This window comes from Phenylobacterium sp. (assembly GCF_036263695.1).
Classification (GTDB): Bacteria; Pseudomonadota; Alphaproteobacteria; order Caulobacterales; family Caulobacteraceae; genus Phenylobacterium.
Genome location: NZ_DATAGM010000301.1, coordinates 1 through 12,982, shown reverse-complemented (window position 1 = coordinate 12,982; position 12,982 = coordinate 1). Strand labels below are relative to the sequence as shown.

The following is a 12,982-nucleotide window of genomic DNA, read 5'->3' as shown; positions in this document are numbered from 1 at the left end:
ATCCCTGCAGCTCGCCGACATCGAGCGGGTGGAGCTGCTGTCAGGACCCCAGGGCTCGCTCTGGGGCTCTGACGCCATCGGCGGGGTGATCGCCTTCCACACCCGCGAGATGGACGGCTGGGCGCTGGAGGCCGAGGGCGGAAGCTACGGGACGGCCCGCGGCGCGCTGTCCGGCGGTCGCCGGTCGGACCGCTACGCCTTCGGCGGCTCGGTCACGGGCTTCCGCACCGATGGGATCTCCAAGGCGGAGGCGGGGACGGAGGACGACGCCTTCGAGACCGTCACCGCCTCGGCCTACGCTCGCGCCGACCTGACCGACGCGATCCGTCTCGATGGGCGGATCCGCTACACCTCGGCCGAGGTGGAGATCGACGGGTTCGCGCCGCCGCTGTTCGTGCTCGGCGACACGTCGGACCTGAACAAGAGCCGAGCGTGGTCGGGCTTTGGCCGCGTCAGCGCCGATGGGCCGATGGGCTTCACCCATAAACTGAGCCTGGGGCTGTCGGACCTGACGCGCACCAACGTCTCGGACTTTCCTTCGCGCTACGCCGCCGACCGGGAGGTCTGGCGCTGGACGGCGGAGCGGGGCGGCACGGAGGATCCCTGGGCCGTGGTGCTGGGCGCCGAACGGCAGGAGATCGCCGCCGATCTCGACGGCCGCACCGGCGCGGACCTCTCCACCACCGCCGCCTTCGCCGTCGGCCGCGCGCGCTTGGGGCCGGTCAGCGTCACCGCCAGCCTGCGGCATGACGATCCGGACGCCTATCGCTCGGAAACCACCGGGCGGCTCGCCCTGGCTGCGGAGCTGGGCGGCGGGTTCACGGCCACCGCGTCGGGCGGCCAGGGGTTCAAGACCCCCACCCTCAGCCAACTGGTCTGCGACTTCTGCTTCCCCGCCGGGCCCGCGCTGGACCTCAGGCCGGAGACCGCCGAGGGCTACGACCTGCGCCTCGGCTGGGGGGCCGAGGACGGGGCGTGGTCGGCGGCGCTAACGGGCTACCGGCTGACCGTGAAGGACCAGATCGCCTACGTGGCGGGGCGTTACGTCAACATCGCCCGGACCCGTTCGGAAGGGCTGGAGGCCGAGGCGACGGGACGGCTCACGGACCAGCTGTCGCTGCGTCTCGCCTACGCTCATACCGACGCCGTCGACGTGACGACGGACGCCAGCCTGCTGCGCGTGCCCGACCATTCGGGCTCGGCCAGCCTGTTCTGGTCCGGCGATCGGCTCTCGGGCGCGCTCACGGTCCGCGGCGAGTCCAGCCAGGCCGACACCGACCTCGACGGGTTCTCGCGGGTGCGCCGCAAGGGCTTCGTCGTCGCCGATGTCGCCGGCGCGTGGAAGCTCACCGAGCGGATCAGCCTCACCGGCCGGATCGAGAACCTGGCGGACGCCCGCTACCAGGAAGCCTTTGGCTACCGCGAGCCGGGGCGGAGCGTGTTCGTGGGGGTGCGGGTCAGCGACTAAGCCGCCCAGCGGGCGATGTCCTGGCGTCCCTGCAGGACGTCCAGGACGTCGGCCATGGAGAAGTCGGGGTCGGCGGCGTGGAGGGCGCCGTAGACGGCTTCGGCGAAGGCCAGGTCCGCGCGTGTCTTGATGCGCCAGTCGAGGCTGGACCAGTCGCGGGCGGCGAGCCGGTGCGCCTGGGAATAGCGATCCGGCCGGGCGCGCAGCTGGGCCATGGGCGAGACGGCGGCGGCGGTGGCTGCATCGTTCAGGCCGGCGGAGTCCCAAAGGGCGGCTGCGGCGGCGACCTCCACCTCCAGGCCCTTGGGGAAGGTCCGCTGCACACGGTTCGAGGTGTAGGCCGCGCCGCTGGTGCGGGCCTTGCGCACCGCGGCGTCGATGATCCCTGGGTCGACGAAGGGCGAGTCTCCCTTCAGCCGCACGACGCCGGTCACCGGGCCCGCCGCGTCCACGCAGCGCATGAAGCGCTCGGTGAGGTTGGCGGCCGAGCCGCGGAACACCGTCTGGCCGCGGGAGACGAGGAAGCTGGCCAGGATGTCGTCGGCCGGCTCGTCGCTGGTGGCGACCACCATCTTGTCGATGCTGCGGGCCTGGCGAATCCGTTCGAGCTGGCGCCAGACCATCGGCTCGCCGCGCAGCGGGGCCATCGCCTTGCCGGGCAGGCGCAGCGTGGTCATCCGGACCTGCAAAATAGCGAGCATCATCGGCTGGGGCTCCAGAGGGGCCCCGCCGGAAGCGGTGGGGCCAGGTTTAAGCCGCCGCCCACGACCGGGAGTCGATCACCGACGCATCGTCCAGGGCCATGTCGTCCCAGTCGAGGTCGGGGGGCGGGCTGGAGGCCGCGGCGATCACCGCGGAGAGCTCGGCGGGAGAGGTGACGCCCACCAGCACGGCGGCGGCCTCGGGGCGCGACAGGGCGAAACCGAGCGCGGCCTGCAGCGGGTCCGAGCGACCTTCGGCGATCAGCCGGCGGGCCCTCGAGATGCGGGCGGCGGCCCCCTTCAACTGCGAGGGCACCCGGTCGGGCGGCAGGAAGAGCAGGCCGTTGAGGAAGATGGAGCGCAGGTGGACCTCGATGCCGAGGCCGGCGATCTCGGCCAGGGCGCCGTTCACCAGCAGCCGCTGGTCCAGCAGGCTGGCCGGCGCCTGCACCACGTCAGGGCGGAAGCGGCGGGCCAGGCCCACGGGATCGTCCGAGGCGAAGACGGTGAAGCCGATCTTCTTGCAGACGCCCTGATCCTTCAGGCGCAGCAGGCGCGTCCACAGCGCCAGGCCGTTGTCGCCGAACAGGTCGGAGGCGGTGGGCACCAGCACGGTGTCGCAGCTGTCGATCCCCAGGCGGCGCAGGCTGGCGATCATCTCGCGCTCCACCACGTCCGGACCCTTATCGGCGCGCACGGTCGAGACGGCGACGCGGAACGGCACGGGACGGGGCATCAGCTGGCCGAGCGTCGCCTCGTTCTGGGGCGCACGGGTGCCGATGTCGAGCACGCCAAGGCCCGCACGGGCGGCGATCTGCAGGATGTCCTTCACCTGCTCGGCAGGCGAGCGGCCGCGCAGCCCGGGACCGTCTTCCAGGGGGAACTGGGCGGTGCCGATGCCGAGCTTTGCGAGAGGAGAATTCATCGGTTGGCCGTCGCCCGTAGTAAGTAAGGGGTTGCAGGGCCACCTTGGTCCAAAGGGATAAAGAACCCGTATCTGAAGCCTGAATCGGAAGTTAAGTCGCACCATGCTGGACCCCTTGCCCGAGTGGCCGACCTTTGGATTGGCCGAGGACGTGCGTCCGGTGCTGGTCCAGGCGCAAGCCTCTGGAAAGACGCTGGTCCTGGCGACGCTTGTGGCGCTGGAGGGCGGCGGGCCGCGGCCCGTCGGCACCCAGATGGTGTTCGCCGAGGGCCTGGTCGCCGGCTATTTTTCCGGCGGCTGCGTGGAGGGCGACATCGCCGGCCACGCCGCCCAGTGCCTCGAGGATGGGGAGCCGCGGCGGCTGGTCTATGGCGAGGGCAGCCCCTGGCCGGACATCCGCCTGCTTTGCGGCGCACGCATCGAGGTCTTCCTGGAACGGGTGGCGACGGACGATGCGGCGCTGGCTGAGCTGCTGCGCCTGACCGCCGCGCGCCGGCCGGCCCTGTGGGTCAGCGACGGCAAGCGCCGGGTCTGCGGCCCGCCGGGCGAAGCAACCATGTGGAAGGAGGCGATCACCCGCCCCTATGAGCCGGTCCCGCGCCTGGTGGTGGTGGGCTGGGATCCGGCGGCGCTGGCCATCGCCGCGCTCGGCGCGCAGGCAGGCTTCGAGACCAGCCTGATCCGGCCGAAGGGCCCGGAGACGCCGCCGCCGATCCCCGGAGTCGCCTATCTGCGCGGCGAGCCGGGCGAGGCGCTGGCGAGCGTCGGCCTGGACGCCTGGACCTCGGTGGCCGTGGCGACCCACGACCTGGAGACCGATCAGGCGGCGCTGCGGGCGGCGCTGCCGTCGGACGCGGGTTATGTGGGCCTGCTGGGCGCGCGGGCGCGGCTGCCGGAGCGGTTGGCGCGGCTGCGCGCCAGCAGCGTGACGGAAAGCGCCATCGCGCGGCTGCACGCGCCGATCGGGCTGGATCTCGGCGGCGCCAAGGCCCCGTGGGAGGTGGCGGTGTCGGTGATCGGCGAGATCACCGCCCTGCGCTATGCGCGGGCCAGCGGCAGCACCTCGACGAGCCCGCCGGCCTCGACGGCCGGAGCGCCGGCGGGCCGGCGGAGCAGCGCGTCCGCCTGAGCGAAGACGCTGACCAGGGATGAGTCCTGGTCGCGATAGGGGGTGGCGCGGAGTTCGCCCTCCTGGAAGGACAGCCTGGCCCGCATCCAGTGCTCGCGCGGGCCGTTGGCGGCCAGCGGCTGGGCCGTACGAGCTGACACGATCGGCAAGCCCGGATCGGCGCCCTGCAAGACCGACAGGATCGGCCGCAGGAACAGCTCGGCGCAGACGAAGGCCGAGGCGGGGTTGCCGGGCAGGCCCAGGAAGCGGCGCCCATCGCCCAGGGTCCCAAAGAAGGTGGGCTTGCCGGGCCGCACCGCGACGCTCTCCACGACCGGCTGGAAGCCGAGGACGCCGGCGGCGGCGCGGACCAGGTCGTGGTCGCCCACCGAGGCGCCGCCGACGGTCACGACGAGGTCGGCGTCGGCGGTGCGGATGGCGGCGATCACCGCCTCCAGTTCGTCGCGGACCGGGCGGTGGCGGCTGACGTCCCCACCCCACGCCTCGATCATCACCGCCAGGGCCGGCGCGCCGGAGTCGTAGATCTGGAACGGGCCCGGCTCGGCCGGCGCCTCGACGATCTCTTCGCCGGTGGAGAGGACGGCGACGCGGGGGCGGCGGGCGGCCGACACTTCGGCGCGCCCGGCGGAGGCCGCCAGAGACAGCCGCCACGGATCCAGCCGAACGCCTCTGGAGAGCAGCGCCGCGCCGGCTTTGAAATCCCCGCCGCGCGGCCGGACGTTGGCGCCGGGCTCAGCCTGCGGGACCTGCACCGTGCCGCCGTCGCGCTGCGCATCCTCCTGGATCACCACCGCGTCGGCGCCGGCGGGGACCGCCGCGCCGGTGAAGATCCGCACCGCCTCGCCCTTCCCGAGCGCGCCTTCGTAGCCGTGGCCCGCTGCGCTCTCGCCGGCGATCCGCAAGGTCCCGGGCGTGTCGGCGGCGCGCACCGCCCACCCGTCCATGGCCGAGGCGTCGAACGGCGGCTGGTCGCGGCGGGCGGCGACATCCTCGGCCAACACCCGGCCGGCGGCCTGGGTCAGCGGAACGCTCTGCGCGGGCAGCGGCGACACCTGCGCCAGCATCCGGGCGCGGGCGTCGTCGACGGTGAGCAGCCTCATTCGGCGCGCCAGTCGCCCGAGGCGCCGCCGGACTTCTCCACCAGGCGCACGGCCTCGATGGTCATGCCCTTCTCGGCGGCTTTGAGCATGTCGTAGATGGTCAGGCAGGCCACCGAGACGGCGGTCAGCGCCTCCATCTCGACGCCCGTCTGGCCGGTGGTGCGGACCCGGGCGGCGACGGCCAGCCCCTCGTCCACCGGCTCGACCCGGACCTCGACCTGGCTGATCGCCAGCGGGTGGCAGAGGGGGATCAGCTCGCTGGTCTTCTTGGCGGCCATGATGCCCGCGATCTCGGCCACGGCGCGCACGTCGCCCTTCTTGGCCTCGCCGGAGACGGCCAGCGCCTTGGTTTCGGGCTTCATGCGGACGAGGCCGGCGGCGGCGGCGACGCGGGTGGTGTGGGCCTTGCCCGAGACGTCGACCATCACCGGCCGGCCGCTCTCGTCCATGTGCGTCAGGCGGCTCATTGCTCCAGCAGCCGCGGCATCAGCTCGACCATGTTGCAGGGCCCGTGGCGGGAATCCAACTGGGGGGCGATGACCTTGTCCCAGCCATCCTTTACCGCTCCGTTCGAGCCGGGCAGGCAGAAGACGAAGACGCCCTCGACGATGCCCGCGCAGGCCCTCGACTGCAGGGTGGAGAGGCCCACGGACTGATAGCTGACCAGGTGGAACACCACCGAGAAGCCGTCCAACTCCTTGTCGAACAGCGGGCGCAGGGCTTCGACGGTCACATCCCGGCCGGTGATGCCGGTGCCGCCGGTCGTCACGATGGCGTCGATGGTGCGCGAGGCGACCCAGGCCTTCACCTGCTCGCGGATCAGGGTGATGTCGTCCCGGACAATGGCCTTCTCCGCCAGCACATGGCCGGCCCCGGTCACCCGCTCGCCGAGCAGCTTGCCGGAGGTGTCGGTGGCCTCGTCGCGGGTGTCGGAGACGGTCAGCACGGCGATGCGGACGGGGGTGAACAGCCGGCTTTCGTCGATCCTGCCGCCGGGAAGGAGGGCGTTCATGAGGTCTCCTGTTCAGCATCCCAGCGGGCCGCGTCCGCATAGTCCTCGGGCCGGGGCTCGATCCAGCGGGCGCCTGCGGGGCCGTGCTCCTTCTTCCAGAACGGGGCGCGGCTCTTCAAGTAGTCCATCAGGAAGTCGCAGGCCTCGAAGGCTTCACGCCGGTGGCCCGAGGCGGTCGCCACAAAGACGATCGGCTCCCCGGGTTCGATCTGGCCCACGCGATGAACGATCAGCAGGTCGTCGAGGGCCCACCGCCGGCGCGCCTCTTCGGCGATCTTGCCGATCTGCGCCTCCGTGAAGCCTGGATAGGCCTCAAGCTCCAGGATCTTCGTCTCGCCCTTCTCCGCCCGGGCGATGCCGGTGAACGTCGCCACCGCGCCCGTTTCCAAGCGACCCTGGGCGAAGCGCGTCAGCAGCGCGCCCGGTTCGAATCGCTCGGGCTGCAGGGAAATCATCCGCCGCTCATCGGCGGCAGGAAGGCGACCTCGGACCTGGCCGAGAGCTGCGCATCACCGCGCACGATCTGCTGGTCCAGAGCCACCTGCACGCCGGCTCCGGCCAGGGCCTCGCCGAGGCGGGCGTCCTCGGCGGCGAGGCGCTGCTTCAGCTCGGCGATGGAGGCCGGCGGCGGCTCCAGGTCACGCTCGCGCCAGCCGGCGAGGTCGCGAAGGGGGCCAAACAGCAGGACGCGGGCCACGGCTCAGCCCCCGGTGGTCGACATGTGCCGGGCCACGGCCGGCGCGGCCGCGCGGCCGATCTGAAAGTCATGCCCCTTGGGCTTGGCGTCGACGGCGAGGCGTATGGCTTCGGGCAGGTCCGCGTCGCTGCCGCCGGCCCGCAGCACGGCGCGCAGGTCCGAGGCGTCCTCGCGGCCGAGGCAGGTGTGCAAGGTGCCGGTGCAGGTCAGCCGCACCCGGTTGCAGCTTTCACAGAAGTTGTGGCTGAGCGGGGTGATGAAGCCGAGCCGCCCGCCGGTCTCGGCGACGCGGACGTAACGAGCCGGGCCGCCGGTGTTGAGCGGGATGTCCTCCAGCGTCCAGAAGCTCTCCAACTCGCGGCGCACGTCGCGCAGGGAGAGGTACTGGTCGGTGCGGTCGGCCTCGATCTCGCCCAGCGGCATGGTTTCGATGAGGGTGGCGTCCAGGCCCCGGCCATGGGCCCACGCAATCAGGCCGGGCAGTTCGGCGGCGTTGTCGTCCTTCAGGGCGACGGCGTTGATCTTCACCGACAGGCCGGCGGCCTGGGCCGCGTCGATCCCGGCCAGCACCTTGGCGACGTCGCCGCCGCGGGTGAGCGTGCGGAACAGGTCGGGCTTCAGGGTGTCGAGCGAGACGTTGATCCGCTTCACGCCGAAACGGGCGAGGTCGGCGGCGAATTCGGTGAGCCGCGTGCCGTTGGTGGTGAGCGTCAGCTCCTCCAGCGCGCCGGACGCCAGGTGCCGCGAGAGCCTCTCCACCAGGGTCATGAAGCCCTTGCGGACCAGCGGCTCGCCACCGGAGAGGCGCAGCTTCTTCACGCCCAGCCCCACGAATGCCGAGGCGATGCGGTCCAGCTCCTCGAGGGTGAGCACTTGGGCCTTCGGCAGGAAGGTCATGTGCTCGGCCATGCAGTAGACGCAGCGCAGGTCGCAGCGGTCGGTGACCGACACGCGCAGATAGGTCACCGTCCGGCCGAAGGCGTCGACCAGGGGTTTGGCTTGCGCGGGCGAGGCGTCGTAGGGCGTCATGCTGCACGACAACATAGAGAGGAACGCAGGTTGGCGACAGGGGCAGGCGGGACGCAGGCGCTGGAAGCGGTGGTGCTGGCCGCCGGAACAGGCAGCCGGTTCGGCGGCGGCAAGCTGCTGGCGCCTTTTCGTGACGGCGTACTGCTCGACGGCGCCCTGGCCGCGGCGTTCGCCGGGCCGGTCCGCGATGTGTGGGTGGTCACCGGCGCCGATGCGGAGGCGGTGGGCGACGCGGCGCGGGCGTTCGCCGACCGGACCGGCGAGTCCGAACGCTTGCGCCTCGTCCACGCGACCGAACACGCCGAGGGCATGGGCGCTTCGCTGCGCACCGCCATCGCCGCGCTGCCGGCGGACGCCGCCGGCGCGTTTGTCTTTCTCGGCGACATGCCGCGCGTGCCGCTTGCGGTCCTTCCCCAACTCGCCGACGCCCTCTCCGCCGGCGCCCCCGCCGCGGCCCCGGCCTGGCAGGGCCGCAGAGGCAACCCCGTGCTCCTCGGCCGGCCGCTATTCTCCCGACTCCTCGCCCTCACCGGCGATCAGGGCGCGAGGGCCGTCCTCCAGGCCCTCGGCGACCGGCTGGCCCTCGTCGACGCCCCCGACGACGGCGTGCTCTTCGACGTGGACGAGCGGGGGGATCTCAATGCCGTCATCCCGGACGGCCGATAGGCCGATCCGGGACCCAGGGTGCGCCGCTCTGGCGTCCCTCTCCGCTTCAGTCCGGCCGGGATGACGGGGAAGTTTACGCCTTCACCATCGGCAGGCTCAGCGAAGGCTGGCCCGTCGCTGCGAGAATGGCGTTGGCCACCGCCGGGCCGATCGGCGGGGTGCCGGGCTCGCCGACGCCGGTGGGGGGCGCGCCCGCCGCTTGCGGCAGGATGTAGGTCTCCACCGTCGGCGCCTCGGAATTGCGCAGCACGCGGTAGCCGTCGAAGTTGGTCTGCTCGACCTTGCCGTCCTTCAGGGTGATCTGGCCGTAGAGCACGGCCGAGAGGCCGTAGCAGACGCCGCCCTCCACCTGCGAGGCGACCTGGTTCGGCGAGATGGCCGTGCCGCAGTCGATGGCCGCGACCACCCGCCCGACCTTGGGCGCGCCGTCGGCGATCTGCACCTCGGCCACCTCGGCGACCACTGAGCCGAAGGATTCGTGCACGGCGATCCCGCGGCTGACGCCGGCCGCCAGCGGATTCGTCCAACCGGACTTCTCGGCGACCAGGTCGAGCACCGCCAGGTGGCGTTTCGCGCCGGCCTTCGTGAGCAGCGCCCGGCGGTATTCCAGCGGGTCCTTGCCGGCCTTGCGGGCCAGCTGGTCGATGGTGTGCTCCATCGCATAGGCGGTGTGGGTGTGGCCCACCGATCGCCACCAGAGCACCGGCACGCCTACGTCGGCATGCAGCACCTGGGCGTCCACGTGCGGCGTCGCCGTCAGGTAGGGCGAGCCGCCCACCCCCTCGACTGAGCTTTGATCGACGCCCTTCGCGGGCATCGGCGAGCCCTTCATGATCGATTGGGTGACGATGCGGTGCGTCCAGCTGACCGGGAAGCCTTCGGCGTCGGTGACGACCCGCACCCGGTGGTGGACCAGCGGCCGGTAGTGGCCGGCGGCCATGTCGTCCTCGCGGGTCCACACCAGCTTCACGGGCCGACCGTTCGTTTTCTTCGCCACGTGCAGGCACTCGGCCACGTAGTCGGAGGAGAAGTTGGCCCGCCGGCCGAACGAGCCGCCGGCGTAAACCGTCTCGATCTCAATGGCGCCGGGCAGCGCGGCCAGGATCTTGGCGGCGTTGAGCTGGTCCAGCGTCGGCGCCTGGGAGCCGAAGGTCAGCTTGCGCTTCCCGTTGCCGATCTCGGCCACGCAGTTCATCGGCTCCATGGCCGCGTGCGCGAGGTACGGGAAGTCGTAAGTCGCCTCCAACACCTGCCCGCCGGCTGCGGGCGCTGTCCCGCGGGTCTCGAACGCCTCCCACTTCAAGCCCTCGGGCGGGGCCTTGCCCGACGCCAGCTCGCGGTATTCAGCGAGCAGCTGGTCGGTGCCGCGGGTTTCCGCCTTGGCGTCGTCCCAGACGACCTTCAGCGCATCGCGTCCCTGCTTGGCGGCCCAGGTGGTTTCGGCGACCACGGCGACGCCCGTGGGGACCTGGAAGACGTCCACGACGCCCGGGACCTTGCGCGCCTGCGCGGCGTCGAAGCTCTTCACCGTGCCGCCGAACCGGTCTGGGTGGGCGACCATGGCGACCAGCATGTTCGGCAGGCGCACGTCCTGGGTGAACCTCGCCTGGCCGGTGGCCTTGAGCGCCGCGTCCTTGCGCCGGACCCGGTCCGTGCCGACCAGGGTGAAGGTCTTGGGATCCTTCAGGGTCGGCGACTGCGGCGGGGTCACCTGGGCCGCGTCCCCCATCAGTTCGCCGAAGCCGGCCGACTTGCCGGAGGCCGTGTGGCTGACCACGCCGTCGGCGACGGCGATCTCGCCGGCTGGCACGCCCCACTTAGTCGCCGCGGCCTGCACGAACATCGCGCGGGCCGAGGCCGCGGCGTGGCGCAGCGGCGCCCAGGAGGAGGCGATGGCGGTGGAGCCGCCGGTCAGTTGCAGGCCCAGCGCAGGGTTGGCGTAGAGCTTGGCGTTGGCCGGCGCCTGCTCGATGCGGACCTTGTCCCAGTCGGCGCCCAGCTCCTCGGCGACGATGGCGGCCAGGCCCGCGTGGCTGCCCTGGCCGAACTCGATGTGTTTGTTGACGACGGTCACCGCCCCGTCGGCGGCGATCTTGATGAAGGGCCCAAAGGCGCCAGGCTTGATGTTGCTGCCGGCGCTGAGCGCATCGGCCGGCGAGCAGCCGACCAGCAGGGCGCCGCCGGTCATGGTGGCGCCGATCAGAAAGCCGCGGCGGCTGGTGGAGGGGGGCATCGCCATCGTCCTCACGCCTGGGCCTTGGCGGCGGGGGCGTGGCCCGCCGCGTCCTTGATGGCCGCGCGCACCCGCTGGTAGGTCCCGCAGCGGCAGATGTTGCCGTCCATCGCCGCGTCGATGTCGGCGTCGTTCGGCTTCGGGGTCGTCGTCAGCAGGGCGACGGCCGACATGATCTGGCCCGACTGGCAGTAGCCGCACTGGGAGACGTCGTGCTTCACCCAGGCCTGTTGCACCGGGTGCTGGCCGCCCAGGCCCTCCACGGTGGTCAGCTTCATCGCCCCGATCACCGAGAGCGGCGTCGAGCAAGCGCGGATCGGCTGGCCGTCGGCGAGCACCGTGCAGGCGCCGCACAGCGCGACCCCGCATCCGTACTTCGGTCCGGTCAGCCCCAGTTCATCTCGCAGCACCCAAAGAACGGGGGTGTCCGGCGCGGCGGTCACCTGCACCTGCCGTCCGTTCACGTCCAGGGTCGTGGCCATTCTCGTCCTCCCCGACGACACAATGGCGCAATCCTAACGGTGTTCAGGTGCGCCGTTAACCTGGGACTGACGGCGATGGGGCTGTATGGAGCGCCGCCCGGGTGCGGCAAATTGGGAGAGACATTCGGATGCGGTCGGCGATCTTCGCCCTTGTTATCGGCCTGACGGCCACCCCCGCCCTGGCGGCGGACGGCGCCCAGCTGTTCAACGCCCAGTGCAAGATGTGCCACCAGGCGGCGACGGGCCCGCTGGCCCCGACGCTTTCGGGCGTCGCCGGCGCGAAGATCGCGTCCAAGCCGGGGTTCAACTATTCGCCGGCCTTGAAGGCGAAGAGCTCCCAGACCTGGACCGACGCCAACCTCGACGCCTACCTGGCCAACCCGGCCGGCTTTGCGCCCGGCACGCGGATGATGGTCAAGGTCGCCAAGCCCGAGGACCGCAAGGCCCTCGTCGGGTACATGAAGACCCTGAAATAGCGCCGCCAACTCGTCAGCGGCGGGTCCAGGGTCTATGATTCGGCCATGGACGCCTTCCCCGCCTACTTCCCGCTGGCTGGCAAGAAGGTGGTGATCGCCGGCACGGGCGAAGCCGCCGAGGCCAAGGCGCGGCTGTTCGAGGGATCACCCGCCCGGGTCATGCGGCTGGAGGGCGCGCCGGCGCTGAAGCCCCACGCCTACATCGGCGCGCGACTGGTGTTCATCGCCTCCGACGACGACCACTTCGTCGAGCTGGCGCTGAAGGCCGCCCGCTCCGCCGGCGCGCTGATCAACGTGCCGGATCATCCCGAACTCTGCGACTTCACCACGCCCGCGGTCATCGACCGCGGCGAGGTGGTGGCCGCGGTCGGCACCGGCGGCGCCTCGCCCATGCTGGCCACCCTGCTGCGCGGCGACATCGAGGCCCGGGTGCCGGAAGGCGCCGGCCGGGTCGCCGCCCTGTTCCGCACGTTCCAGGACGAGGTTCGCAGGGCCCTGCCCGAGCCGCACCAAAGGCGCGCCTTCCTGCGCGAGGCGCTTCTGGGGCCGGCCGCCGCCGCCGCTGCGGCCGGCGACATGGATGAGGCCGCCGCACTGTTCCGCCAAGCCTTGGCCGAGGGGCCGACGTCGCTGGGCCGGGTGGTGTTCGTCCGGGGGCGCGGACCTGCCGACCTGCTGACGCTGCGCGCCGCCCGTGCGCTGGCCGCCGCCGACGTGCTGGCGCCCGATCCGGCCGTGGACGCGGACGTCATGGCCCTGGCCCGCCGTGACGCCGAGCGGCTGACGCCGGCCCTGGCCATCGCCGAGCGCCTTGCCGCGCTCGCCTCCGAAGGCAAGCGGGTGGTGCGGGTCACGAGCGGGCCGCCGGATCCGGACGAGATCGGCGCGCTGAAGGCCTCGGGCGTCACCGTCGAGCTCACGCCCGTGGCGGAGGCGAGGTGAGCGGACTGACGGCGGACGACCTCGCCGCGGTCGCACTCTCGCTGCAGGTCGCGCTGGCCGCGACGTTGTTCGGCCTGCCGTTGGCGGTGCTCGCGGCGGCGGCGCTGGCGCGGGGGCGGTTC

15 protein-coding genes are annotated in these 12,982 nt (G+C 72.2%); 5 read left to right on the top strand and 10 right to left on the bottom strand.

Annotation, left to right across the window (positions count from 1 at the left end; translation table 11 throughout):
* A partial coding sequence (locus tag VHK87_RS12235; protein ID WP_329635174.1) for a TonB-dependent receptor plug domain-containing protein occupies positions 1 to 1,468 on the top strand: 1,468 nt, incomplete at its 5' end.
* On the opposite strand, the gene VHK87_RS12230 is transcribed toward VHK87_RS12235, so the two are convergent.
* Both VHK87_RS12230 and VHK87_RS12225 read right to left on the bottom strand, forming a co-directional pair.
* Positions 1,465 to 2,172: a cytidylyltransferase domain-containing protein gene (locus VHK87_RS12230; protein ID WP_329635173.1), complete on the bottom strand. Its 708-nt coding sequence runs from the start codon at positions 2,170 to 2,172 to the stop codon at positions 1,465 to 1,467. The genes VHK87_RS12235 and VHK87_RS12230 overlap by 4 nt on opposite strands.
* Positions 2,173 to 2,218: 46 nt before the next feature.
* On the bottom strand, positions 2,219 to 3,094 hold the full coding sequence (locus tag VHK87_RS12225; protein ID WP_329635172.1) for an aldo/keto reductase: 876 nt from the start codon (positions 3,092 to 3,094) through the stop codon (positions 2,219 to 2,221).
* Positions 3,095 to 3,197: 103 nt separating this feature from the next.
* Here VHK87_RS12225 and VHK87_RS12220 point away from each other — a divergent pair, with 103 nt between their 5' ends.
* The gene (locus VHK87_RS12220; RefSeq protein ID WP_329635171.1) at positions 3,198 to 4,223 is read left to right on the top strand and encodes an XdhC family protein; all 1,026 of its coding nucleotides are present in this window, start codon (positions 3,198 to 3,200) and stop codon (positions 4,221 to 4,223) included.
* Here VHK87_RS12220 and glp read toward each other — a convergent pair.
* Genes glp through moaA form a run of 6 tightly spaced genes read right to left on the bottom strand, consistent with a single transcriptional unit; the run spans position 4,133 to position 8,061 of the window.
* Positions 4,133 to 5,323 carry a gephyrin-like molybdotransferase Glp gene (gene glp / locus VHK87_RS12215; RefSeq protein WP_329635170.1) on the bottom strand — a complete coding sequence of 397 codons (1,191 nt, stop codon included), beginning with the start codon at positions 5,321 to 5,323 and terminating at the stop codon, positions 4,133 to 4,135. The genes VHK87_RS12220 and glp overlap by 91 nt on opposite strands.
* Entirely contained in the window at positions 5,320 to 5,790 is a 471-nt protein-coding gene (gene moaC, locus VHK87_RS12210; protein WP_329635169.1) for a cyclic pyranopterin monophosphate synthase MoaC, read from the bottom strand. The genes glp and moaC overlap by 4 nt, the downstream gene beginning before the upstream one ends.
* Positions 5,787 to 6,335: a molybdenum cofactor biosynthesis protein B gene (gene moaB / locus VHK87_RS12205; protein WP_329635168.1), complete on the bottom strand. Its 549-nt coding sequence runs from the start codon at positions 6,333 to 6,335 to the stop codon at positions 5,787 to 5,789. Before moaB ends, moaC begins: the two co-directional genes overlap by 4 nt.
* Positions 6,332 to 6,790: a molybdenum cofactor biosynthesis protein MoaE gene (locus VHK87_RS12200; RefSeq protein ID WP_329635167.1), complete on the bottom strand. Its 459-nt coding sequence runs from the start codon at positions 6,788 to 6,790 to the stop codon at positions 6,332 to 6,334. The genes moaB and VHK87_RS12200 overlap by 4 nt, the downstream gene beginning before the upstream one ends.
* Positions 6,787 to 7,032, bottom strand: a complete 246-nt coding sequence (locus VHK87_RS12195; RefSeq protein ID WP_329635166.1) for a MoaD/ThiS family protein — start codon at positions 7,030 to 7,032, stop codon at positions 6,787 to 6,789. Before VHK87_RS12195 ends, VHK87_RS12200 begins: the two co-directional genes overlap by 4 nt.
* Before the next feature lie 3 nt (positions 7,033 to 7,035).
* Entirely contained in the window at positions 7,036 to 8,061 is a 1,026-nt protein-coding gene (gene moaA / locus VHK87_RS12190) for a GTP 3',8-cyclase MoaA (RefSeq protein WP_329635165.1), read from the bottom strand.
* A gap of 30 nt (positions 8,062 to 8,091) precedes the next feature.
* Here moaA and VHK87_RS12185 point away from each other — a divergent pair, with 30 nt between their 5' ends.
* On the top strand, positions 8,092 to 8,727 hold the full coding sequence (locus VHK87_RS12185; protein WP_329635164.1) for a nucleotidyltransferase family protein: 636 nt from the start codon (positions 8,092 to 8,094) through the stop codon (positions 8,725 to 8,727).
* 73 nt (positions 8,728 to 8,800) lie between these two features.
* On the opposite strand, the gene VHK87_RS12180 is transcribed toward VHK87_RS12185, so the two are convergent.
* Together VHK87_RS12180 and VHK87_RS12175 are read right to left on the bottom strand one after the other, a co-directional pair.
* Complete coding sequence (locus VHK87_RS12180) at positions 8,801 to 10,966, bottom strand: xanthine dehydrogenase family protein molybdopterin-binding subunit (RefSeq protein WP_329635163.1); 2,166 nt, start codon at positions 10,964 to 10,966, stop codon at positions 8,801 to 8,803.
* A 5-nt stretch (positions 10,967 to 10,971) separates the two neighbouring features.
* The gene (locus VHK87_RS12175; protein WP_329635162.1) at positions 10,972 to 11,442 is read right to left on the bottom strand and encodes a (2Fe-2S)-binding protein; all 471 of its coding nucleotides are present in this window, start codon (positions 11,440 to 11,442) and stop codon (positions 10,972 to 10,974) included.
* A 128-nt stretch (positions 11,443 to 11,570) separates the two neighbouring features.
* Between VHK87_RS12175 and VHK87_RS12170 the strand changes: the two genes are divergently transcribed.
* On the top strand, positions 11,571 to 11,918 hold the full coding sequence (locus VHK87_RS12170; protein ID WP_329635161.1) for a c-type cytochrome: 348 nt from the start codon (positions 11,571 to 11,573) through the stop codon (positions 11,916 to 11,918).
* Positions 11,919 to 11,963: 45 nt separating this feature from the next.
* Positions 11,964 to 12,860, top strand: coding sequence for a precorrin-2 dehydrogenase/sirohydrochlorin ferrochelatase family protein (locus VHK87_RS12165; protein WP_329635160.1), 897 nt, complete (start codon positions 11,964 to 11,966; stop codon positions 12,858 to 12,860).
* Positions 12,861 to 12,982 lie beyond the last annotated feature (122 nt).